This is a genomic window from Allomuricauda sp. d1 (assembly GCF_039592695.1).
Lineage (GTDB): Bacteria > Bacteroidota > Bacteroidia > Flavobacteriales > Flavobacteriaceae > Flagellimonas_A.
This window is the reverse complement of record NZ_JBBUTK010000002.1, coordinates 285,739-310,383: the sequence shown is the minus strand read 5'-3', so window position 1 is coordinate 310,383 and position 24,645 is coordinate 285,739. Positions and strand designations below refer to the sequence as shown.

The following is a 24,645-nucleotide window of genomic DNA, read 5'->3' as shown; positions in this document are numbered from 1 at the left end:
AATTACTTGTCAGATGCCGTAACATCAGCAACTGAAACCTTTGCATCTTTGGCAAGATATACCGGTGATGTGGTAAACAGGTATTCGACTTGGTTTTCCCAATCTTTAGCAACGTTAAAATAGCTGGCATTGTTCACGGCCATGATTTCGTTACAATCTTGGCAAGTATGCTTGTAATCCAGAAAATGGTGGGCAAACTCATGAAAGGCCACAATTTTTAATATTTCGGGATCAATAAGGGTGACCCAGTTGATTAGAATATTTTCAATTTCACCATTGGCATCACGGGTCACCATGCCCATGACGACATTGCCCTCTTCCAATGGCAGGCTGTTTGTGATATCAATGTTCTTCAGTTGAAAGAGCTTTTCATGGTATTCAATACCATATTTGTCACATTCGGCAAAAAATTCAGTGAGCAGCGGTTGAAGTCTTCCGTCAATATCGACAGTTTGTTGAGAGAAAGAAACCAATGGGCAAGACAATAGAAACAGCCAAAAGATGTAGGTTTTCATCGGTTAAGATTTGGTCAATTTGGGTGTGTCCTAAATCTTACAACGCAATCTAACCCCTATTTATTGGTAATAATATCTTGATTTAACGCTACAAAGTTGTGAAAAGAAGAAAGTTCAGAGTGAAATGGCAATTTTAGTATCTGATGATAATAGAAAAGCGCACTCCTTAAAAGCAGGCGGACCAAAGGCTTTCATTTTTCCTTTTGAAAAGGCCACTTTTTCTTTCGGAATGCCCAACCAATTGGTATCCAATTTATCATTGCCATTTTTATCGTAGAAAACCGCAAGCGCATATTCGCCTTCAGGGAGGTTTTTGATTGAAAGACGTGTCACCCCCTTTTGAGCAGCAATACTATCACACTTGAAGACCTTGTCAAACTTTAAAAAGTCTTCTTCGGTGTTGTAGACCGCAACACTAATTTTTCCTTCAGATTCGGGTACGCCATGTATATCAACGGCAATTTCGTTTTGTGAAAAAGTGTACGAAGAAATCAACAAAAAAAATAGGACCAGTTTTCTCATGTCTAGGTTGTCTGCAACAATTATGCTAAACTAATTTTTGCTACAAATAGTATACGTAGGCCGTAATCAATTTGGATTTTCCTTTTCAGCAATTATTATTCCTTCTAAAAATTCATGCATTTCTTGCGTCTTCAGACTGTCGGAATAATTCAAAAACAATTTTAATGAATCATGGTGCACCAGGCGAATTTTAGGTTGTCGCAGATCATCTACAAACACATATACTTTTGTGTTGGTAAGCGAGTCATTGAAAATCCCTTTTTCTTTGGCGAGCCATGAAAATCCGTGTCTCCGCTCCATTTCAGGAAGCTTTTGCACGAACGATATGCTGTCGAATTCTGAAAGGGGAATGGTCTGTCTATAGATTCCAGAGGTAATCTTAAACTGGCTTTCCTCTATTTTGCTCCAATTTTTGTAGTGTACCACAAATGCGAGAAGGCACGCAATCAACGTAATGATGATCAAGATGTTCCAAAACCAGTTGCGTTTAGTCCTCGCCATTCTCTTTTTTGTCGGTACGGTATTTATCAAACCAGGCCACCGTATTTGCAATCTTTGTAATCAGGTTGCTGGGGCGGCTGGCAATGCCATGGCTAGCCCCCGGAATTTCCACCAACACGGTTTCCTTTTTTCTAAGTTTTAACGCATGGTACAGCTGTTTGGCTTCGCTGGGCGGGGTACGTAAATCGTTCATGCCCACCATCACCATGGTAGGGGTCTCTATATTGCCAACGAGCGAAATGGGCGAAAATTTCCAATACTGCTCAAAATTTTCCCAAGGCTGTCCGTCATAGCGGGTATTGGCATAACCAAAATAATTATCCGCTACCAAGGTCTTACTGATCCAGTTCATCACGGGTTTGGCTACCACAGCGGCTTCAAAACGGTTGTTCTTGCCAATCATCCAGGCCGTCATGATGCCTCCGGCGCTTCCGCCGGTGACGAACAGTTGGTCTTCGTGGGCGATGCCTTTTTCAATGCAAAAATCCACCCCATCCATAGTATCGTCATAATCTTGTCCTGGATAGTTGCGGTACAATAGATTGGCGAACTCCTCACCATAACTGGTGCTACCACGTGCATTCGGGTAAAAGACGATATAGCCCTCTGAGGCATACAACTGCATCTCAATGGAAAAGCGATCGCCGTAATTCAAGATTGGCCCGCCGTGGTTTTCAACCATAAAAGGATATTTTTTATTGGCATCGTAGTTGGGCGGATAGACAATCCATCCTTGCAAATCACGGCCATCAAATGAGGACTTATACCAAACTTCCTCCACCTTGCCCAATTCACGATAGTCGAGGAGTGCTGCGTTCAAATCCGTGATTTTTCTTGGATTCTTGGCTTTTGTGCTTAAAATGGCCAACTCTGCAGGAAATTCAGGTGTCGATAAAGTATAGGCTATCGTACCGTTGTTTGAAACACTGAACGAGCCGCTTCCGTAGGGCCTGCCCAAAGTGGTGCCGCCACGGTTATCGGCGAGCTTGGTCACCTTTCCCGAAAGGGTAATATGGCCAATCTTACCGTTTCCCTTGTCGTCATAGTTGAAATACAATCCGTCGCTTTTTGCATCCCATGAAATATCGGAAACGCTTCTATCGAGTTCGTCTGAAATACTATGCTTATTACTGCCGTCGATGTTCATGAGATGCAGTTTTCGGGTTTGAAAAGCCTGTCTTTTATCTTCATTACCGATGTAGGCAATGTATTTTCCATCAGGGGATACTTGCGGACTATAATCTGGGCCATCACGGTCGGTCAAGGCAACGATTTCACCCGAATCCACATCCACCGAATAGATTTCACTGTTGCGGAAGCGGTATTCCCAATCGTCAACCCGATTGGCCGAGAAATAAATCTTGTTACCGTTAGGTGACCATGATAAGTTGCCACGATGGTGCCAATCGCCTGAGGTAATCTGACGGGGTGCACCCCCATCGGCAGGCATCACAAAAATATGGTTAAACCCTGGTTTGATATAACCTCGACCATCGGCCTCGTGATATACCCTATCCGTAATTCTTGGTGCTTCGGCCCATTTGGCCCCTTTGGGTTTTGGGGGCATTTTGGCAATGACCGGGGCCTTGGCTTCCACATTCATTGAAAAAGCGATTTGACTACCGTCAGGTGACCAAGTCAATGAACTGGGTGAGAAGGGCAGTTGCGAAAGTCTGGCCATTTTTCCAGAGCCTGTCCAGTATACATAAATCTCGGAGCCTTCATCCGTAGTGCTGGTAAAGGCAATTCTATCGCCTGATGGCGACCACCTTGGGTTGCTTTCAGAGACTTCTCTAGAGGTGAGTTTTTGGTGTTGGCTGCCATCGGTTTTTACCATCCAGAGGTTGCCCCACGAATTGTCTTTCATGACATCAAAGCCCATTCGTCGATACACTACCCAATCTCCATTTGGAGCAATTTGGGGGTCAGATGTGTATTGTAAATCGAAAACATCGAGATACGAGAAATTGGGCTTTTGGGCTGCGGTATAGGAAAAACAGAAACAAAGAAAGAATGCTATCAATATTTTTTGCATGGTTGAAATATTTGTAAGGTTCTAAAGATAAACCAAAAGAGAAAGAATTTGTAATTTGAACAAATCAACCAAAACCTTCTGAAAATGAAAAATTTATACCTTGTTTGTTCAGTATGCCTTCTTGTTTCAATTACATCGTGCAATGAAAAAACCGCTTCCCCAAAAGAGGAAACCCTTGTTAAGAAAGATACGTTTCAAATTGATCACACACTGACAACCGAAAACACGCACAACAAGTTCAGTAGCACCATTGAACCGATTCTTTCTGTAAGCTCTGGCGCAATCATCGAAGCTTTTACCGAAGAGGCCAGCGATGGGCAATTCAGCATGAATTCAACAATGGGGGCATTGGATTCACTGGATTTTGAACCCATTCATCCCTTGACTGGCCCTGTTTTTGTAGAAAACGCACAGCCAGGCGATGTGCTAATGGTAACCCTGCACAAAATTGAACTCGGTGATTGGGGCTGGAATGCCATTGTACCGAGCTTTGGATTTTTGGCCGATACATTAAATGCCAAATATCTCAAGCTCTATAAATTAGGGGCAGACTGCGAAAAGGTGATGTTCAATGACGATATTGCCATTGAACTGAATCCCTTTCCCGGGGTGATGGGCGTAGCACCTGATACCACAGCATTGCTGAACACCATACCGCCGCGTGCCAATGGTGGCAATATGGACGATCCCAACATGACCGAGGGCACTACCCTCTACTTTCCTGTGTTTGTTGAAGGAGGACTGTTCTCTATCGGTGATGGACATGCAGTGCAAGGTTTGGGCGAGGTCTGCGGTACTGCCATTGAATGCCCACTACGCATTGTATACCAGATTGAGGTTTTAAAGAATAGGTCAATTTCAGAACCTCAGTACGAAACTGAAGATTACTATGCCACCACCGGTTTTGCACCGACAATCGATGAAGCCGCCAAAAAAGCTACGCTTTATATGGTCAATTATTTGAAAGAAGAACAAGGGTTATCCACCGAGGAAGCCTATGCTCTCTGTTCATTACAAGGCGATTTGCAGATTGCCGAAGTAGTTGACCTACCGAATATGTTGGTGACCATGCACATGCCTAAATCGGTGTTGAAAAACTGATGCATTTATCTAGATCAAACTTCTTAATCAGACAAGCACATGAAAAAAACCAGTTTTCTACTTCTTCTTTGTATTGCCTTTTTTACCAATTGTAAAACAGAAGGAAGTAAAAAAAGAGAAGGAAGCAACAGTACTTTTACCAGCCATAGCTATGACGATTTGGTGCAACTTTTTCATGAATGGCGCTCTTTTGAAGCTCCCCCAAAAGTTGATGGCGCTCCAGATTACACTAAAAATGCTTTTGAAAGTCGTCAGCCTTCATTCAAAGCATTGCAAAACAAGTTACATCAAATCGACACCACAACTTGGCCGATTGAGCACCAAGTGGATTGGATGGTTGTCTGGGCAGAAATGAACGGGTATGATTTTAACCAACGTATTTTGAAACCATGGGAGCGTGATCCCGCTTTTTATAAAACGGTTTGGACGTACAAAAGCGATGTGCCCGCCCATGAAGGGCCAACAAACCATGCCACTACAGAATTGTGGACCTATAAATTTCCACTTTCAGAAAGTGAAGGCAATCGTCTTATCAACGATTTACAAGTGATTCCTTCACTAAATGAACAAGCCCAACGTAACCTTACAGGCAATGCCAAAGATCTTTGGATTACGGGAATTCGAGATATCAAAAACCAAAGTGTCGTTTTGCAAGGAGTTCTTGAAAAATCAGGAGTGAAAGAAAACGCTGGGCTTGTCAAGGCCCTTGAGGAAGCCATCGCATCCACTGATAAATTTGTTATTTGGTTGGAAGAGGAAGCCAAAACCAAAACCGGGCCATCGGGTATTGGCAAGGAAAATTATACGTGGTATCTGCAAAATGTACATTTGGTCCCATTGACATGGGAAGATGAGGTCATGCTCTTAAAACGCGAATTGGCACGGGCGTGGACCTCCTTAAAACTAGAGGAGCACCGAAATCGAGACCTTCCAGAACTGGTTGCTGCAGATTCTCCAGAAGCTTATGACACCATGGCCAATGCTGCCGCCCGTAGCCTTATAGATTTTCTTGACCAGCAAGAAATCGTTACGGTAAAGCCTTATTTTGAACCGGCTCTTCGAGAACATTTAGGAACCTATGTTCCTGAGGAGAAACGCAATTTCTTTTTGATTGGGGAGCACTACGACCCTAGACCATTATACTCGCATTTTTACCATTGGTTCGAACTGGCGCGAATGGAAAACGAACCGCACCCAAGTGAAATACGAAAAGGGCCTCTGCTCTATAATATTTTTGATTCACGAAATGAAGGAACAGCGACTGCAGTTGAGGAAATGTTTATGGATGCAGGATTGTATGATGACTCCCCAAGAACCCGGGAAATTGTTTACATCATGATTGCACAACGCGCGGCAAGGGGATTAGGCTCCCTTTATGCCCATGCCAATGAAATGACCATGGAAGAAGCTGGGAGCATCCATTCAGAATATACTCCAAGGGGATGGATGAAAACCGAAAAAGAACTGCTCATTTTTGAACAGCATCTGTATCTGCGCCAACCCGGTTATGGCACAAGCTACATCACAGGAAAATATTTGTTGGAAGCAGCCATGGCCGATTATGCCCGAATTCAAGAATTGGAAGGCAAACCTTTTCAAACGAAGGAATTCTTCGATACGCTGAACAGTATGGGCAATATTCCTATCACCTTGGGACACTGGCAAATGACTGGGGAAAAGAATCATTTAAAGCCTATTTTGAATGATTAAGTTCTTCCGTAAAATCCGTCAAAAACTGCTTTCTGAAAATAAGTTCAGCAAATATCTTCTCTATGCCATTGGCGAAATATTACTCGTAATGATCGGAATTCTACTGGCCTTACAAGTGAACAATTGGAATGAAAACCGCAAAACACAAAAACAGGAACAGGTTCTTTTAAACCAGCTAAAAAATGAATTTCAAGACAACATTAAACAGTTGAACAATAAAATTCAGGTAAGGGAGTATATTATTAATTCTGCCAAATATCTGTTCAATGCAATTGATGGGCAACCTACAAAGAATAATGATTCATTGGTATTTCATTTGCACAGGACCTTATATATTCCAACTTTTAACGTAAACTCTAAAAGTTTTTTCAATTCAAGAGACATTCACTTACTACAAAACGACTCTCTAAAAAATCTACTCACTTCCTGGCCCACCAAGGTTGATGAAACCAATGAAGAAGAGTTGATATTGGTAAATTACAGAGACAATAACTACATTCCGTTCTTATCCAAGCATATTCAAATGCGCAACCTATATAGTCAAGTGGAGCAAGATATGGGAATGCGGAATTTGATCTACCCAGAGGGCACCCAATATTTAGACACTATTGTTGGCATCAAAAAACTTTATAATGATGTCAGCAATGTTCTCGGTGAAGAAGATTTTGAAGATCAATTGGGCTTTATCACACTATATGTCAATATCGCCAACGGCCAGTCGATTCCATTAAAAACGCACATGAATCTTATATTGGAACAAATCAATGAAAGTATAGAAAATTGAATTTATGATTAAATTCTTCCGTCGAATTCGTCAAAAACTACTTTCTGAGAGCAAGTTCTCGAAGTACCTGCTCTACGCCATCGGTGAAATCGTTTTGGTTGTCATTGGTATTTTAATAGCATTACAGATAAACAACTGGAATGAACAGCGCAAAACCTCAAACCAAAGAAAGAAGCTTATCCAAGCCTTACATGCCGATGCCTTGACCACAGATGAAAGACTTGACTTTGGATTACAAATGGCAAATGGCATCAATCAAAAACTGACGCATTTCCTAACAATGCTTGATAATGAGGGTGATTTAATTGCCAAGGATACACTAAAAAGCTACAGTAGTTTCATTTTTCAAGTCGCCAATTTTAGACCTGCAATGTCATCTTACGAAACTGCAGTTTCAACTGGGAATATCGCTTTATTGGACAACAACACCCTAATGGCACATTACGTACAATTCAAAGACAGCTACGACTGGTTCAAACTACATCAGACCATTTCAGGAAACATGGTTTATTTGGGCAGCGTATCAAACCTCAGAAAAAAGCTTGGTTCAGCCAAAATAATTATGAAAAATGAGGAAGACTACCCGAAAGAATTTGAGCTTTCAGAGGAAGATTTTATGAACTTGTTTAAAGAAAAAGAAGTTTATTCAACTTTTGAAAGTATGCAGTGGCTCGTGCGCAACCAACTAGAGGCCTTGAAAAGGGCAAAAACGGCCAACAACCAAATTATAGCGGTACTTACTGAAATGTAATACCAGCTGTGACAAGATTGCTATGAAACTTAAAAAATCAATTCAATGTATTTCAATAATAAAAACATTTTTATAATTAGCATTTCCTATTGTGTTGCCCTTTGCCAAAAAAAGGACCAAATCAGGTCTCAACTTCACAAATTTCGCCTAGAATAATTGATGTCAAACTCGTATCTTCCATACCCAATCGATAACAATCACCAACACAAAAATCATGAAATCAATTAGTCTAGATAACAAAATTATTTTACTGGTATTTTCACTTTTTTTCGCTGCTACATGTATTTCACAAACGGAAACCAAACTCATGCAGCAACCCGCATTGAGCGATACCCATATTGCTTTTGTTTACGCAGAGGATTTATGGATTGCCGACAGAGACGGATCCAATCCGAAACGGTTGACGGTTGATGAAGGTATCGAATCTAGCCCTGTGTTCTCACCCGATGGCAGTATGATTGCCTTTAATGCCGAGTATGATGGAAATTCTGATGTTTTTATCGTACCCGCAACCGGTGGCATACCAAAAAGGCTGACATGGCATCCGTATGCTGACTTGGTTCGCGATTTTTCACCTGATGGAAAACATGTGCTTTTCGCTTCAAGACGCAATTCACATACCAATCGGTATTTTCAATTGTACGCCGTTTCTGTGGATGGAGGGGCAACCACCCAACTGGAAATTCCGAATGCTTTTTGGGCCTCCTACTCCGATGATGGGCAACACATCGCTTATACCCCTATTTTCGACGCTTTTACCCAGTGGAAGCATTATCGCGGCGGTCGCGCCTCACGAATCTGGGTGTACAATACCAATGACCACAGTGTGGTAGAAATCTCCAAACCTTCGGGTGGAAGTAACGATACACAGCCTCAATGGGTAGGCGACCGTGTCTTTTTTCGAAGCGACCGCGATGGTGAGTTTAACCTTTTCAGTTATGACATACAGAGTAAAGAAGTTGAAAAACATACGGATTACAACGACTTTCCAGTCATCAATCCGAAAGCACACAACAACTCCATCATCTATGAGCAGGCAGGCACATTGCACATCTTTGATAGTGCATCGGGTAGTGATAAAAAGCTGACGCTGAACATCGCCACTGATTTGTTGGAATTGCGTGAACGCTATGTCTCGGGCCAACAATATGTGCGTTCAGGTAACATCTCTCCTTCGGGAGCACGTGTGGTTCTGGATTTTAGAGGGGATATTGTAACGATTCCGTCTAAAAAGGGAGATGTCAATAACCTCACCCAAACACCGGGCACCCATGAAAAGTTTCCGGCATGGTCGCCCGACGGTAAATCAATCGCTTACTTTTCTGATGCTTCTGGTGAATATGCGCTGCATGTTCAAAACACCAAAAATGGCGATACCGAAAAAATCACGTTGGATGGTACCGGTTTTTATGGCAACATCCACTGGTCGCCTGACAGTAAAAAAGTGGGTTATGTTGATAATGGCCGTAATCTGTATGTCACGAATGTAACGACTTCAAAAACCACAAAAATTGACCAAGATGAACGGTTTGTTCCTGGTGATTTGAGGGACTTGTTCAGCGATTGGTCGTTTGATTCCAATTGGGTTGCTTACACCAAGATCATCGATACCAACTTTGAAAAAGCATTTTTGTATTCACTTTCAGAAAACAAATCGTATGAGCTTACCGATGGCCTATCCAATGTTACCAACCCTGTTTTTGACCCGAGTGGCAAACATCTTTATTTGACGGCCTCTACCGATGCAGGCCCGTTGGTCAACTGGTTTGACCAATCATCCATCGATAAACCTTTATCAAACTCCGTCTACGTTATCACCTTGCAGAAAGATGTGGTTTCGCCACTCAAAAGAGAAAATGACGAAGAGAAAGGCGAAGAAAAAAAGGAGGATAGCGATAATGATGCATCCACTAAAAATGACAAACCAGCGACAAAAACGTTAAAAATCGACTGGTCAGGCCTACAGAACAGAATGCAGGCCCTGCCCATCGAAGCTGGTCTATACAGTAATCTGAATGCGGTCAACGAGGGCGAGCTCCATTATCTTTCCTCTTCGCAAGATGGGTCTGAGTCAACCCTCTACAAGTTTACTTTTGAGGACAGGAAAGCTGAAGAGTTGCTGCCACTAAACTATTACGAAGTGGCAAGCGGCGGCAAGAAAATGTTCTATAACAGTGATGGCTCTTGGTTTGTCTCAGATTTAGGAAAAAAGTCTGAGGACGGTCCACTTAAATTGGGAAGTATTTCCATCAAAATTGACCCCAGAGCGGAATGGAGCAATATTTTCAATGAAGCTTGGCGCGTGAACCGCGATTATTTTTATGACCCGGGCATGCACGGGGTAGACTGGAATGCCATGAAAGCCAAGTATGAGCCCTTAATCGCACACGCTTCAAGTAAAGCCGACGTGTATCGAGTGATGCGATGGATGTTCAGTGAATTGGCCGTGGGCCACCATCGTTTTGGCAGTGATGGCGATGAGCTCAACGATCCAAAGAGCATACCAGGGGGGCTATTGGGCGCTGATTACAAAGTGAGCAACGACCGCTATCAAATCACTAAAATATATGGCGGACTGAACTGGACACCCGATTTAAAATCACCGTTGACAGAACCAGGAGTAGCCGTTGCTGTTGGCGATTACATTATTTCGGTCAATGGCAAAAATGTCTCGGGTGCGGACAACCTGTACCAGTTTTTTGAGAATACCGCCAATACATTGGTCAATCTCAAGGTCAGCTCAAACCCTGACGGAAGCAATTCAAGAACCTATCAAGTGACCCCTTTAGAAACCGAATGGGCCATCAGAAATAGGGATTGGGTAGAGGGCAACATGAAAAAAGTGCATGAGGCCACTGACGGTCAGGTCGCCTATGTCTATGTGCCCAATACGGCCAATGCGGGATTTGAATATTTCAAACGGTATTTTTTTCCACAGGCCAATAAAAAAGCCATCATCATCGATGAACGCTACAATGGTGGGGGCTATTTAGCAGACTACTACATTGATATTTTAAAGCGGCCCGTTCAGGCGTATTGGAATTTCAGGTATGGAAAAGATTTGAAATCGCCAAGCGCCTCCATTCAGGGTCCAAAAGTCATGCTCATCGATGAAACGGCAGGTTCAGGCGGAGATTATCTGCCATGGATGTTCCGCAAATTCAACATGGGCACCTTGGTCGGCAAACGCACCTGGGGCGGACTTGTAGGTGTATTGGGCTATCCAGAATTTATCGATGGCGGCGTGGTAACTGCACCCAATGTTGCTTTTTATAATGAAAACGGATTTCGAATCGAAAACGAGGGCGTTCCACCAGATGTAGAGGTAGAACAATGGCCAGAACTGGTCATCGAAGGCCAAGACCCGCAATTGGAAAAGGCCATTGAAATTGTATTGAAGCAATTGGAGGAAAATCCAACGAAAACGATGAAAACACCTCCCTATCCTGATAAAACAAAACAGTAATCTTGGGCTTCGAAGACAAAAAAGTTTTAATAACTGGTGCCTCCCGCGGTATTGGAAAAGCCACGGCCTTGGCCTTTGCTGAAAAGGGAGCCAAGGTGGGAGTTAATTTTCGCAGCAATCTTGAAGAAGCCCAAAAGACATTGGCAGAGCTGTCAAGAGATGGCCACCAACTTTTTCAAAAAGACATTTCAAAAAAAGAAAACTGTAAAACGTTGGTCGATGAATTTGTTTCCCATTATGGCCGATTGGATATTTTAATCAACAATGCGGGCATCTCCATCTTTCATGAAATCGATCAGGTTGATTTTGACCATTGGACCCATGCTTGGGAGGAGACCTTTAAAACCAACCTCTTTGCCACTGCCAATATGGCCTACTGCGCGGCCCAGATGATGATGAAAACCGGTGGTGGTAGAATTGTAAATGTGTCCTCTCGTGGTGCTTTTAGGGGTGAACCCACCAAACCGGCCTATGGGGCCAGCAAGGCAGCTTTGAATGCCATGAGTCAATCATTGGCCAAAAAATTGGCCCCCCATAATATCTATGTGGGCGTGGTTGCACCCGGGTTTACGGAGACCGAAATGGCCGCTAAAACGCTGACCCCGGTAGAGCGTGAAAATCTATTGCGTGAATCCCCTTTTAAACGTATGGCCCGACCTGAAGAGGTAGCCCATGCCATTTTGTTTTTGGCCTCAGAGGGCGCGGAATATTCGTCCGGGACCATCATTGATGTGAACGGGGCGAGTTATTTAAGAGGCTGATCCAAATAAGCTCTTCCCTTTAGTCAAAGGGAGCTGTCCATCAAAGATGGACAGAGGGTTTTGTCTTGATAATGTCAAAACTCCCCAATTCAATTCCGCGAATTGAATTTTCCCCTCTTCGTCTCAAGAGGGGGAGCTAATTGCTATTTTTGAAATATGAAAGCCGCCACTGTTTCCCAACTCAAAAAAGAACTGCAACACCGCAATGCCGATGAGTTGCTGCAGCTCTGCCTTCGGTTGGCCCGCTTTAAATTGGAAAACAAAGAACTGCTGACCTACCTACTTTTTGAGGCGGATGATGAAACGGGCTACATTAAGACGGTCAAGGCACAAGTTGATGAACAATTTGAGGCCATCAATGCTTCCAACTATTACTATGTAAAAAAAAGCATCCGCAAGATCCTGCGGGGGCTGCGAAAGTATATTCGCTATTCGGGCAAAAAAGAGACCGAGGTAGAACTGTTGCTGCATTTCTGCCAAAAACTGAACAATTTCCATCCTTCCATCCATAAAAACAGAACCTTGTCCAATCTTTATGAACGGCAATTGGCCGCCATTGAGAAGAAAATCGATGCTCTTCATGAAGATCTGCAGTACGATTATGGATTACCGTTGGAGGAACTTAAAAAACACACCCATGTTTGAAGATGACGATGATCAATTGGGAAAATCCCATGAAGAAATTGAAAAAATGCCCCTGTACAAAAAAGGCTGGCACATTATGGAACTGGCTGACAAAATAGCCGAATTGGTCACCGATGAGGAATACAGTGACCTGGGCGAAAGTGAATTGGGCATGCTCAAAAGCCAAACCGAATTCTTATGCGCAGATGCCATGCTGATCTGCCCAAAGATTGCCGGGGCCGAAGGTGGCGACCTTTACGGCATTCGTATGGAGAATGCCGCTATCATCAGAAAGGCCGCCCGTGAGGTCATGACAGGCTGCACGGGCCTCAAAATGTGGGGTTTCAAGCAAACCGAATATTTAGAACTGTTGCGCAACGAAGTGGAAGAGTTTCGGGTACTGTTTGCCGAATAGGTCAAAACCTTTGACCCGTGGAACTACATCATCGACCGTTGGGGGTTGTTCAATCCGCCAGGGGTGAACTATGATGACCATGATCCCGATGATGACATTCCGTTTGATCCGAGTGATTTTTTTGGGGAAGAATGACAATGTTTCACAGCACAAAATTCATTGTCTTTACAAAATAACCTTATAGTAATCAACGTTTGGGCCATGACTTCCTTTATTGATTAAACCTTTGGTTATCAAAAAAGTCCCATTATAAAAAGTCATGACAAAACAATTTTTTGGATATCTCCTCATTCTCTTTTTTCTTATACTATCATCATGCACTGATGATAGTGGGGAAATGACCGACCAAACAGAAGAAACCGTGGTGCCCCGAGCCACCACTATAAATGCCACGTTGGAACATGATGGACTCGACCGAATCTATAACCTCTATTTTCCATCAAATTATGACGGCGACACTCCATTACCCTTGGTGATTGTGTTGCATGGGGGTAGCGGCAACGCTGAAAGTGTACAGGGCTTTACCCAAATGACCCCAGTTGCAGAAGCGAATGGTTTTTTAGCTGTTTATCCGCAAGGGGCAGGGCCGGCTGGCGACGGTGGATTCAGCTGGGCCGATGGCCGTGGCACCACTGCCGATGATGCAGCCATTGATGATGTGGGCTTTATCAATACGCTTATTGATATACTTGTTTCCGAATATGCTGTTGATGAAAACCGTATTTACCTGACGGGATTTTCGAACGGTTCTTTTCTGACCCAGAAAATCGCATGTACCTCCAATTCAAAAATCGCTGCCGTCGCCAGTTTGGGAAGCACGTACGATGTGGCACAATCTGCGGAATGCAATCCAGGTAGACCCATCCCAACCTTATTGATTACCGGTACCGAAGACCCATTTATTCCCTACGATGGGGGAGAAATGAACACCGCCGTAAACGTGGAAATCTTGTCATCGCCCGAACTTTTTCAGTTTTGGGCAATCAATAATGGCTGTGAAACCGAATTGAATAGTATTGATTTACCAGACTCCAACACTTCGGACAATTCTACGGTCACCCAATTTGAATTCACCGACTGTGACTGTGATGCGAATGTCAAACACTTGCGCTTGAACGGTGCGGGCCATACGTGGGCAGGGGTAGAAAACATATCGTATGAAGAAATTGCTGGCGAAACCAATGAGGATATTGATGCCAGTACCGTGATTTGGGAATTTTTTAGTCAATTTGAGCTTTGTGATGCTAATTTTTAACCAACGTAAGGCAAGAGTCGCCTTGATGGCAAATCTACCAATGAAGCCCATTATGTTAGTGCAGGCATGCCAACATTGTTTCTTAGGCTTACTTAAATGAATAGACAAGATTTCTGGAATTCTTGAACACAACATTCTTTACGATTCCCGTGCCTTTAAAATGAATAGAAACTCCTTTAATGGAATATGCCTCATCACCTATTGGCAACTCATAGGCCAAAGCACCATTAATGTGGATTTTGAGTTTCTCCCCATCGGCAGAACAGGCCAACTCCACAAAATCCTCAAAATTGACTCCAAAAGCTGACAAATCATTCTTTTTACCATCAATGTAGTGACCAAATGCCATCAAGTTCAAATTTGAAATACATCCGCTCTTGGCCAAGGGGATGCCAATTGCACCGCCGTCATAAAGAATATAGACCTCAACCTCTTGACAACCCCCATACCCTTCCTTTAAATTATTTTTTAACTGCAATGTCATTTCAAAACCATTGGTATATAGCTCACCAAAATCCTTGACATAAAACAGGCTTGTAGTAACTTCAGAAATTTTCGGGTCGATATGGTATTGGGAAAGGGTTTCTAAATCAACTGACAAACCTCCATCTCGAGTTATTTTGCTGGTTGTAAGATATATGGGTATTGTATCTCGCTCAATGATGCCCAACCAATCTTCTGTCTCGATGAACACGTCATTTTCTTTGACAATCAATCCGTTTACCACCAATTTTGATTTAAAGAACCCTGGCTTGTAATAAATACATGTTGCAACACTATCATTTTTGTTGACCATGATTCGTTTTTGCTTATCCCAGTCTTGCTGTATTTCTATTTTAGAAATACCATCCGCTTTTGAGGCATCGTATTCAAAAACTACAGAGTTGGGCATACCAGTACTTACCACCCTGCTTGCAAAGGCAAAGTCTGATTTGTCAATTGAGGTTATAGATCTTCTTTCCTCAATGGTTTTGGGCCAAAAAAAGAAGGCCAAAATACCTATTGTCAGTACAATAAGTCCGATAAGCACCAATGCCCTCGCGTACCGCTTTTTTCCATTTATCGTCGTGGCCCTTGCTTTCGGTTCGGCCTGATTGACAAATGTCCTCCAATTGTGATGACCACCGAACTCTGAAAGAATATCCAACGTGGCCAAGCTTGGTTTGGCGACCATCTCTGCGCGCCCCCATATTCTTTTCAGCGTGGTGACGCTCAATCGTTTTTTGGTCGTCTTGAAAATTTCCTCACTTAGCATCTCAAAATCCCTGTTGCTCCAATGCTTGCCATTGCCCCAACCCAGTTGGGCCTCGATTTGGTCGACCAACGTTTGAATCATTCGAAGTTTCTGTTTTTCCATAAAACTAAAAATAGCGCAATGGGTTATCTACTTTGAATAGAATTAATCGAGATTGAACAGGCCTTGGCAAGCATCAAAGCATTTGTGCCGCCTATTTTTGGTACAATCAAATTTACTCGTAAAATTCAAAATCAATAAAAAATGAACGGTTCATTAAAAACACTGGTATCCATCCATCTGGCCTTATTCATCGCTACCGCCCTTTTTGGTCAAAATAAGGGCAAGAAAGCGGTGCCCATTTCATTTCCATTCACTGAAAAACACTGGTCGGCCAAAACCGATAATGTCGCATTCGTTGACCATAAATCGACAATGGCGGTAAAAAGCTCCAATGATGAAGGGTTTGAGATTTTATTGAAGGATTTCGATTTCTCCGTGGGCACCATCGAGTTTGATGTCGAATTGAAAGGTCGTGGCTTTCCTGGCATCAAATTTCATGTAGATGAAACCACGGGCAATTCTGAAACGTTTTATCTCAGGTATTTCGGCACATTGAATCCCATTTCGAGAAATACCACCCAATATGCCGCGGTAATCGACGGAGTGAATCTTTGGGACCTAACCGATGATTATCAGGCAGCGGCAACCGTATTTGAAAACCAATGGAACCATATCAAAATGGTCATCTCAAAAAATCAAATGAAGGTGTATGTCAATGATATGCAGAGAGCAGCTTTACACGTTCCTGTTCTGGAGGGACTCACAAAATCAGGTAAAATTAGCCTAAGCGGTAATGTCATTTACGCCAATATGAAAATCACCCCTGATACCATTGGTGAGTTACCTGATGTCGCGGGCTATGACCCTACCTATAACGACCCCAATTACCTCAGAAACTGGAAAGTCTTAGAACCAATAGATTTCCCCACGGGCAAAGATATCATGCAGCAAATAAACACTAGCTCAGGAGTGGTCATCAATGAAGCCTATTTTGATGATTCCAAAGAATGGAAACCCATCACAGCGGAACATAGGGCCATGGTCAACCTAACGAAAGCGTTTGGAGGCACCGAAAGGAACTCAAGAAGATTGACCTGGCTCAAGACCAGTATCACTTCTGATAAAGAGCTAGAAAAATTGTTGAAGTTGGGCTTCAGTGATGAGGTCTGGGTTTTTATCAACGGACAACCCTTGTATCAAGACAAAAACTATTACGGTTCTCCCGGCATGAAAGAACCCAGGGGCAGGTGCACCACAGACAACACTTCTTTAAGAATACCCTTGGTGGAAGGTGAAAACGAAATATTGATAGGATTGACCAGTTATTTTTTTGGTTGGGGACTGGTAGCCCGCTGGGATGATACCTCAGGCTTGCGGTATTAACTCGACAACTACCCCAACCCAACATCCAAAATCATCATGATGATAAATCCGCCGATAAAGCCCATGGTGGCGATGTCGGTGTATTTGTCTTGTTGCGTTTCGGGGATTACCTCTTCAACCACCACAAAAATCATCGCACCAGCGGCAAAGGCCAAGGCATAGGGCAGAATGGGCTCAAAGGTCAACACCGCCCATGCGCCCAGTACCCCTGCAATGGGTTCCACAATCGCTGAGGCCTGACCGTACATCCAGCTTTTTCTGCGGCTTAGGCCCTGTCGCCGCATGGGCACGGCCACGGCAAAACCTTCGGGAAAATTTTGTAGGCCTATACCCAAGGCCAAAGCGACCGCTCCCCCAATAGTGGCGCCTTCAAAACCTGAGGCCACGCCACCAAAGAGCACGCCCACGGCCAGGCCTTCCGGAATGTTGTGCAGTGTAATCGCGAGAACCAAAAGGGTGGTACGGTGCCAAGGCGTCTTGACCCCTTCGGCATCTTCCGTCTTGAAATTGATGTGTACGTGGGGCAGAATTTTGTCCAATCCAAAAATAAAGGCCGCTCCCAATAAAAATCCGACCGCAGCTGGAATCACCTTGACAAAACCCTCGCCCTCACTCATCTCGATGCCGGGTGCAAGCAAACTCCAAAAACTGGCCGCGACCATCACCCCGCCCGTGAATCCCAACATGCCATCCATCAAGGCCCGTTTCGGGTTTTTGAACAAAAAGACGAGTCCCGCCCCTGCGGCGGTCAGCCCCCAAGTGAACAAGGTGGCGTACAGTGCTGCCAAAATGGGGTCGATACTCTCAAAATAGTTGATGATTTGTTGCATGGTCTATTCCTTTTTTACGTAAAGGTTCGTTGCAATCTGATTTGATATGTGCAGTTGCCTTTCAGCAATCTGAATGTGCATGGAGTCATCAAAATCTTCCCTCTCCAACACCTTGATGGAATCGCCCAAAGCGATTTCGTTTTTATCCAAAAAACGCAAAAAGGCTGTAGAGGTATCCTTGACGCCCACACAAATTCCTTTGGAGTGGAGCGGAAGCTCACTTAACAATTGTTTGTCCCGCTCTTGAAACTCGCCATTCTTTGTGGGAATGGGGTCACCATGGGGATCATACTTCGGAAAATCCAACAGCTCATCAATCTTGTCAATCAATTTTTCACTCTTGATATGCTCCAACTGTTCGGCCACCTCATGCACTTCATCCCATGTAAAATCCAATTTTTTGACGAGAAAAACCTCCCACAGACGATGTTTTCGAATGATGGCCAATGCTGTTTTTATGCCCTTTTCGGTCAGTGAAACCCCTTGGTACCGCACATAATCAACCAGCCCTTTTTCTGCCAACTTTTTGGCCATATCGGTGACCGATGAGGGCTTGGTCTGCATCTCTTCGGCAATGGCATTGGTGGCAATGGATGAGGCTTCACTGCCCCCCAGATGAAATATGGCCTTCAAATAATTTTCCTCCGAACGGGTCACTAAAAAAGATTTTCCCAAAAATACATTTTTATTTGTAAAAACAAATTTTTAGATTTGTCTAAATTTTAATTTTGATGATTAAAAACCTTTTGGTTTTATTTTCCTTGTTTTTTGCCCAAATTGTCATTGGGCAATCAGCTTCCGTTTTAGGAACTGTAACTGAAAATGGAGCACCCGTTCCCTTTGCCAATATCATACTAAAAGGCACTGCAATGGGTACGGCATCCGATGAAAACGGTTTCTACAAAATCGATGACTTAGCCCCTGGAAAATATGTGCTTCTAGCTTCGGTCATCGGTTTTGAGCCGTATCGACAGTCATTTTTGATTGGGAAAGCCGATGATTTGACCTTGAATATTGAATTATTGCCTTCTGCGGAAGCCTTGGATGAAACAGTGGTCACCGGAACGTTAAAAGCGGTCAACCGTATGGAAAGCCCGGTTCCCGTTGAGGTGTACTCCCCCACTTTTTTAAAGCAAAATCCGACCCCAAGTGTTTTTGAGGCATTGCAAAATGTCAACGGGGTTCGCCCCCAAATCAACTGCAACGTCTGCAACACGGGCGATATTCACATCAACGGCCTCGAAGGCCCGTACACCTTGGTATTGATTGACGGCATGCCCATCGTAAGTGGATTGGGTACCGTATATGGGCTCTCCGGAATTCCCAATTCCCTGATCGACCAAATCGAAATTGTCAAAGGCCCGGCTTCCACCCTTTATGGCAGCGAAGCGGTTGGTGGGCTCATCAATATCATCACCAAACACGCCCCCGAAGCACCGAATTTCTTTGCGGAATCTTTTGGTACGGGTTGGGGGGAATTCAATTTGGATATTGGTGCCAAATTCAGCCTGGGGGAAAAAGCAGATGTGCTGACCGGTGTGAATTATTTTAAGTATGATAACCCCATCGACAACAATGGTGATAATTTTACCGATTTGACACTACAAGACCGTATTTCGGTTTTTCAAAAATGGAATTTTAAGCGGGATGCTTCCCGTATCTTCTCCGTTGCCGGGCGGTTCTTTTATGAAGACCGTTGGGGTGGTGAAATGCAGTGGACACCAGCGTTTCGGGGTGGTGATGAAATTTATGGCGAAAGCATCTACACCCGCCGCTGGGAGGTCATCGGCAAATACCAACTGCCTTTCAAAGAAAAAATGATGCTTTCGGTTTCCTACAATGACCACCACCAAAATTCTGTGTATGGCGATGTGCCCTACTTGGCCGACCAACGCATCGGTTTTGGTCAATTGACTTGGGACAAAACCATCGGGAAGCATGATTTGCTCTTTGGGAGTGCCCTCCGTTATAACTATTATGATGATGATACGCCCGCTACGGCAAATCTTCGTGGAAATGAAGCTGATGAAGTCTTGATTCCCAGTCTATTTGTTCAGGATGAATACAAGTTTTCCGACAAGCATTCCCTGCTGGGGGGATTACGATACGATTACGATAGCCGTCATGGAAATATTTTTACCCCACGTGCGGCCTACCGATGGAGAATTTCAGATAACGACATTTTTCGGGTGAATTTTGGTACGGGCTTTCGCGTGGTCAACCTTTTTACCGAAGACCATGCCGCGCTCACGGGTTCTCGAGAAGTGGTAATCGCCGAGGAGCTGAATCCGGAACGTTCTGTAAATGTCAATCTCAACTATCTCAAGAAAATCTATGCTGATGACGGCACCTTTGTCGGTATTGATGCTTCAGCCTTTTACACCCAATTTTCAAACCAGATTTTGCCCGATTACGATACCAACGCCAACCAAATTATTTATGATAATCTGGATGGAAAATCGGTTTCACAGGGTATTTCTGCCAATCTCGATTTGGTTTTCCCCAACGGCTTGAAATTTCTAGTGGGAGCTACCTTTCAAGATGTGCGCCAAACAGAAAATGGCATCAGCCAACGTCAAATCCTCACCGAAAGCTTTACCGGTACTTGGAATGTTTCCTACACTTTTAGAAACTTAGATTTGACCGTTGATTATACAGGAAATCTTTACGGTCCCATGCGATTGCCACTATTGGGTGAGCTTGATCCAAGAAGCGAGTTTTCACCTACGTGGAGCATTCAAAACATTCAGTTTACCTACAAGGGCATTGAGAACTTTGAATTTTATACAGGAATCAAAAATCTGTTGAACTGGACACCCAATCGCGGCAACCCTTTTATCATTGCCCGTGCCAATGACCCCTTTGACCAAAACGTGCAGTTTGACAATCAGGGCAATGTAGTAGCTACGGATGATAATCCCTTTGCATTGACTTTTGATCCAAGCTACGTCTATGGACCCAATCAGGGCATTCGTGGGTTCTTTGGGTTGCGGTATACGGTGTTTTAACAAACGAAAGGCTGCTTTCCCTGGTCAAGAAAAGGTGTCCGAATGAAATGAGGGCGGAAAGGTTTGAAAACAATCCCTTCCGTCTTTTGACTTTGTCAAAATCCACCTTCCCTTGGCCAAGGGAAGGAGTTTTACAGTGAGAAGACCTGTCAGGCTTGTGCCAAGAATCGGCATCCGAAACCCAGCCTTTGGTGGGCTTTACTTATTTTTACACAATGCCCACCTACGACTATATCATCATCGGTGCCGGGGCTTCCGGATTGCTATTGGCAGATGCCATGGGCAACGATGGTTTCTTTGGGGATAAATCCATTCTGCTTATCGACAAAAATCTAAAGAATCAAAACGACCGTACCTGGTGCTTTTGGGAAAAAGGGGAAGGACAGTTTGAGGATATACTCCACCAAACATGGCCCTACATCCATTTTGTGAGTCAAGAAATAAGCCTCAACCAGACCATCGCTCCCTACATTTACAAAATGCTCCGGGGGATAGATTTTTACACACACTATTTTGAGAGGATAGCTTCACACCAAAATATTACCCATTTGCAAGATGAAATCCTCGCCATTCAAGAAAATGATGGTTCAGCTACTGTCCAAGGAAAAAATAATGTCTACTCAGGAAGACAGGTTTTTGACAGTCGTTTTGATTATCGTGAGCTCAAGAAACAATCAAAATTTCCCGTTTTGCAACAACATTTTCTGGGGTGGTTCGTCAAAACGGAACAGCCTGTTTTTGATACAAAAACCGCTACGTTTATGGATTTTTCCATTCCCCAAAAAAGAAATACCCGGTTCATGTATGTGTTGCCCTTTTCTGAAACCGAAGCCCTAGTCGAATACACTCTGTTCTCTGAAACTGTATTGGCAAAAGAGGAGTATGAAACGGCCATCAAAACGTATTTGAAAAATTTAAATGCTGGCGATTATAAAATTTTGGATACTGAACAGGGCAATATTCCCATGACATGTTTTGATTTTTCAAAAGGAAATTCTGACCGCATCCTGAAAATCGGAATTGCAGGGGGTTGGGCCAAGGCCAGTACGGGATTTACTTTTTACAATTCCACTAAGAAAGTGGACAAACTGATTGAATATCTCAAAGCAAGCAAACCGCTTTCAAAATTCCCTCGAAAAAACCGCTTTTGGTTTTATGACCTTTTGTTTTTGGATGTGCTTTATCAACACAACCACTTGGGAAGCCGAGTTTTTGAATCCTTGTTCAAAAAAAGAAACTCCCAGCTCGTCTTACAATTTCTCGACGAAGACACCTCATTTTGGGAAGACCTGAAGGTCATGTGGGCATGCCCAAAAGGACCATTTATCAAAGCCCTTTTTAGAAGAATTTTCACATAGCTCCTCCCCTCAGTTGAGGGGAGGTGGATGCTGACGAGTAGTCAGCAGACGGAGGGGTTGCTTTCAACCTCCTATTTCAAGTCTGCCGAACAGGCAGATGTGGGTGTTCATAAAATAAAGTCAGTTCTTACACCCCTGTCCGTCTTAGACGGGCTGTCCCTTTCAGGGGACAATTAAAATTCCTCCTCTCAGATAGGTCTGAGGGAGCTTTATGAGCTGATTCTGTCCTTCTAAATGTCTTGATGGCCACAATCTATCCCATCAATTTACGTTAAAAGTACTATGAAGATAAAACCATCCATTATTCGTCATGCTATCCTATCTGTTGTAGCGATTATGGCACTTTCCTGCTCTTCGGATTCTGATACACCTCCAGAAATGGAAGAGCAACCGGTCAATTTTCAATTTCAAGACGGTTTTGAGACCGGTACCGATGATTTTATGGATTTGTTCCCGCAGGATGGCTCACGGTGGAGCACCACCCAGATTATCAGTCCGAATGGTGCAGAGAACACTTTATCACTTTCTACGGTACAAGCCAGCGAGGGGCAGCAATCCCTCATCATCGAATCAAAGCAGTCCAACGAAATTCTTTCAAAGGCCGATATTGAAAAGGGCGGATTTATGGCCCCTGAAAACAGCATCGTGATCATTGAAGCAGATTTCTACATCGATTCTGATGCCAATATTGAAAACCTGTTTTTGATTGATCTGGAATGTTGTTCATGCTGGGATCCAAGCGTTGATGCAGACCCTTCGGTCGATGGTGACAACAAATGCCCCGGGGTTCGCCTGGTAATGTCGGGCGGTAACGACTACCTTTCCATCGAAAGAGGAAAAATAGCGGGCACCACGCTATCCCAAACTTCATTTCAATTCCCCAGGCGGGAATGGGTGACCGTTCGTTGGCAAATGATGCTTTCTACTGAGAACAATGGCAGCAATGAATTGTTCATCAACAACCAACAAGTGCTTTCTGAGTCGGCCATGAACTTGCCCAATGCCGACGTGTTCAGAGCGATTTTTGCAGAAAATGATATTGACTTTGAGCTGCAACAACCTGTGGTGTATGAGCGTGTTCAAATCGGTGCGACCGCCAACCCAGATGCCGAGGATTTGGTACTATACATTGACAATTTTTCAATCAGTATCACCCAGAATTAAGAGCCTGTTTAAGAATTTGTGATTGGAAATATTATAGTGCATTTTTGATGCATTATGAGGCAAAATTTTTAAGCATAGCCATAGTTATGGCTCAAAATTTTAACGAGATAAGGCGCAAAAAGGAGCATAAGAAAACAAGTGACAAATTCTTAAACAGGCTCTAAACGGTTCTCTGCATCAAGTTTAGGCCAAAACCCTTGAATAGCTGCCTGTCTTTTTCATCGGCATCGATTCTCTCAAGCGCAGAAAATGCTTTTTCGGTATACGATTCAATTTCAGTCTTTATTGCTGCTACCGCTCCGCTTTTCTCAAAAATTGCCTTTACCGTTTTAATTTTTGTGTCGGTATCTTCTGGTTGTATCGTAAACAAGTCAAGTAATGTTCTTTGTTCACTCTTTTGGGCCAATTGCATCGCCTTTAGATACAAAAAGGTTTTTTTGTTCTCAATGATATCGCCCCCAACCTGTTTACCGAATTTTTCTGGGTCGCCAAAGGCATCCAAATAATCATCTTGCAGTTGAAAAGCGATTCCGAGATTGCGCCCGAACCCGTAGATTAAATTTTGGTTTTCTTCATCCGCTCCGGCCACAATCGCACCCATTTTTAAAGCTGCAGCCACCAAAATAGAGGTTTTGTACTCAATCATCTTGAGGTATTCATCAATGGTCACGTCATTTCTGGTCTCAAAATCGATATCATGTTGCTGCCCTTCACATACTTCAATGGCCGTTTTATTGAAGATTTCGAACAATTGTTGCAGCATGGCACCCTTATAGGCTTCCAAATGACGATAGGCTTGAATCAACATCGCATCGCCAGAGAGAATGCCCGTATTGACATCCCACTTTTCGTGAACGGTCGGTTTCCCCCGTCGCAGTGGGGCATCGTCCATAATATCATCGTGTACCAAAGAGAAATTGTGAAATACCTCAACTGCCATGGCCGCAGGCAGGGCATCCGAGCTATTTCCTCCAAAAAAATCGGCTGCCATCAAGGTCAAGATGGGGCGCAGCCGCTTTCCGCCCAAATCCATTATATACGAAACGGGTCGATACAGATTTTTAGGTTCTCGTACTTCGTTTTGGGTGGGTAAATACTGAAGGAAAATACCTCGATATTCTTCTATGGAAAGCATGCTCATCTTTGAACTCGTTTAAACTTTTTC

Annotated in this window: 21 protein-coding genes; 13 read left to right on the top strand and 8 right to left on the bottom strand. The window is 43.6% G+C overall.

What is annotated here, in order from left to right; all coding sequences use genetic code 11:
* Window positions 1–2 precede the first annotated feature (2 nt).
* From AAAH86_RS08390 to AAAH86_RS08375, 4 genes are all read right to left on the bottom strand, one after another.
* Window positions 3–515, bottom strand: coding sequence for a hypothetical protein (locus AAAH86_RS08390; protein WP_343487121.1), 513 nt, complete (start codon window positions 513–515; stop codon window positions 3–5).
* A gap of 114 nt (window positions 516–629) precedes the next feature.
* Window positions 630–1,037, bottom strand: a complete 408-nt coding sequence (locus AAAH86_RS08385) for a DUF2141 domain-containing protein (protein ID WP_343487120.1) — start codon at window positions 1,035–1,037, stop codon at window positions 630–632.
* 66 nt (window positions 1,038–1,103) lie between these two features.
* Window positions 1,104–1,538: a hypothetical protein gene (locus AAAH86_RS08380; RefSeq protein WP_343487119.1), complete on the bottom strand. Its 435-nt coding sequence runs from the start codon at window positions 1,536–1,538 to the stop codon at window positions 1,104–1,106.
* Entirely contained in the window at window positions 1,525–3,573 is a 2,049-nt protein-coding gene (locus AAAH86_RS08375) for a S9 family peptidase (RefSeq protein WP_343487118.1), read from the bottom strand. Before AAAH86_RS08375 ends, AAAH86_RS08380 begins: the two co-directional genes overlap by 14 nt.
* 84 nt (window positions 3,574–3,657) lie before the next feature.
* Here AAAH86_RS08375 and AAAH86_RS08370 point away from each other — a divergent pair, with 84 nt between their 5' ends.
* The 9 genes from AAAH86_RS08370 to AAAH86_RS08330 all read left to right on the top strand — a co-directional run bounded on the left by AAAH86_RS08370 (window position 3,658) and on the right by AAAH86_RS08330 (window position 14,440).
* Complete coding sequence (locus AAAH86_RS08370; RefSeq protein ID WP_343487117.1) at window positions 3,658–4,674, top strand: acetamidase/formamidase family protein; 1,017 nt, start codon at window positions 3,658–3,660, stop codon at window positions 4,672–4,674.
* 39 nt (window positions 4,675–4,713) lie between these two features.
* Window positions 4,714–6,384, top strand: coding sequence for a hypothetical protein (locus tag AAAH86_RS08365; RefSeq protein WP_343487116.1), 1,671 nt, complete (start codon window positions 4,714–4,716; stop codon window positions 6,382–6,384).
* Window positions 6,377–7,168, top strand: coding sequence for a DUF6090 family protein (locus AAAH86_RS08360; RefSeq protein ID WP_343487115.1), 792 nt, complete (start codon window positions 6,377–6,379; stop codon window positions 7,166–7,168). The genes AAAH86_RS08365 and AAAH86_RS08360 overlap by 8 nt, the downstream gene beginning before the upstream one ends.
* Window positions 7,169–7,172: 4 nt before the next feature.
* Window positions 7,173–7,919, top strand: coding sequence for a DUF6090 family protein (locus AAAH86_RS08355; protein ID WP_343487114.1), 747 nt, complete (start codon window positions 7,173–7,175; stop codon window positions 7,917–7,919).
* 307 nt (window positions 7,920–8,226) lie between these two features.
* The gene (locus AAAH86_RS08350; RefSeq protein WP_343487113.1) at window positions 8,227–11,385 is read left to right on the top strand and encodes a PDZ domain-containing protein; all 3,159 of its coding nucleotides are present in this window, start codon (window positions 8,227–8,229) and stop codon (window positions 11,383–11,385) included.
* Between the two features lie 2 nt (window positions 11,386–11,387).
* Window positions 11,388–12,146 carry an SDR family oxidoreductase gene (locus AAAH86_RS08345; RefSeq protein ID WP_343487112.1) on the top strand — a complete coding sequence of 253 codons (759 nt, stop codon included), beginning with the start codon at window positions 11,388–11,390 and terminating at the stop codon, window positions 12,144–12,146.
* A gap of 156 nt (window positions 12,147–12,302) precedes the next feature.
* Window positions 12,303–12,791 carry a hypothetical protein gene (locus AAAH86_RS08340; protein WP_343487111.1) on the top strand — a complete coding sequence of 163 codons (489 nt, stop codon included), beginning with the start codon at window positions 12,303–12,305 and terminating at the stop codon, window positions 12,789–12,791.
* Window positions 12,784–13,185, top strand: a complete 402-nt coding sequence (locus AAAH86_RS08335) for a hypothetical protein (protein ID WP_343487110.1) — start codon at window positions 12,784–12,786, stop codon at window positions 13,183–13,185. Before AAAH86_RS08340 ends, AAAH86_RS08335 begins: the two co-directional genes overlap by 8 nt.
* A 259-nt stretch (window positions 13,186–13,444) precedes the next feature.
* Window positions 13,445–14,440: a PHB depolymerase family esterase gene (locus tag AAAH86_RS08330; RefSeq protein ID WP_343487109.1), complete on the top strand. Its 996-nt coding sequence runs from the start codon at window positions 13,445–13,447 to the stop codon at window positions 14,438–14,440.
* A gap of 88 nt (window positions 14,441–14,528) precedes the next feature.
* Here AAAH86_RS08330 and AAAH86_RS08325 read toward each other — a convergent pair whose 3' ends face one another.
* Window positions 14,529–15,797 (bottom strand): hypothetical protein, encoded by a 1,269-nt coding sequence (locus AAAH86_RS08325; protein WP_343487108.1) that lies wholly within the window; start codon window positions 15,795–15,797, stop codon window positions 14,529–14,531.
* 141 nt (window positions 15,798–15,938) lie between these two features.
* Here AAAH86_RS08325 and AAAH86_RS08320 point away from each other — a divergent pair, with 141 nt between their 5' ends.
* On the top strand, window positions 15,939–17,120 hold the full coding sequence (locus AAAH86_RS08320) for a hypothetical protein (protein ID WP_343487107.1): 1,182 nt from the start codon (window positions 15,939–15,941) through the stop codon (window positions 17,118–17,120).
* Between the two features lie 8 nt (window positions 17,121–17,128).
* On the opposite strand, the gene AAAH86_RS08315 is transcribed toward AAAH86_RS08320, so the two are convergent.
* Together AAAH86_RS08315 and AAAH86_RS08310 are read right to left on the bottom strand one after the other, a co-directional pair.
* The gene (locus AAAH86_RS08315; protein ID WP_343487106.1) at window positions 17,129–17,950 is read right to left on the bottom strand and encodes a ZIP family metal transporter; all 822 of its coding nucleotides are present in this window, start codon (window positions 17,948–17,950) and stop codon (window positions 17,129–17,131) included.
* Window positions 17,951–17,953: 3 nt separating this feature from the next.
* On the bottom strand, window positions 17,954–18,607 hold the full coding sequence (locus tag AAAH86_RS08310) for a metal-dependent transcriptional regulator (protein ID WP_343487105.1): 654 nt from the start codon (window positions 18,605–18,607) through the stop codon (window positions 17,954–17,956).
* 74 nt (window positions 18,608–18,681) lie between these two features.
* On the opposite strand from AAAH86_RS08310, the gene AAAH86_RS08305 reads away from it, so the two are divergent.
* From AAAH86_RS08305 to AAAH86_RS08295, 3 genes are all read left to right on the top strand, one after another.
* Window positions 18,682–20,958, top strand: a complete 2,277-nt coding sequence (locus AAAH86_RS08305; protein ID WP_343487104.1) for a TonB-dependent receptor — start codon at window positions 18,682–18,684, stop codon at window positions 20,956–20,958.
* A gap of 215 nt (window positions 20,959–21,173) precedes the next feature.
* On the top strand, window positions 21,174–22,316 hold the full coding sequence (locus AAAH86_RS08300) for a lycopene cyclase family protein (RefSeq protein WP_343487103.1): 1,143 nt from the start codon (window positions 21,174–21,176) through the stop codon (window positions 22,314–22,316).
* Window positions 22,317–22,598: 282 nt separating this feature from the next.
* Window positions 22,599–23,480 (top strand): hypothetical protein, encoded by an 882-nt coding sequence (locus tag AAAH86_RS08295; RefSeq protein WP_343487102.1) that lies wholly within the window; start codon window positions 22,599–22,601, stop codon window positions 23,478–23,480.
* A gap of 160 nt (window positions 23,481–23,640) precedes the next feature.
* Here AAAH86_RS08295 and AAAH86_RS08290 read toward each other — a convergent pair whose 3' ends face one another.
* Window positions 23,641–24,615, bottom strand: a complete 975-nt coding sequence (locus tag AAAH86_RS08290) for a polyprenyl synthetase family protein (RefSeq protein ID WP_343487848.1) — start codon at window positions 24,613–24,615, stop codon at window positions 23,641–23,643.
* Window positions 24,616–24,645: the final 30 nt, after the last annotated feature.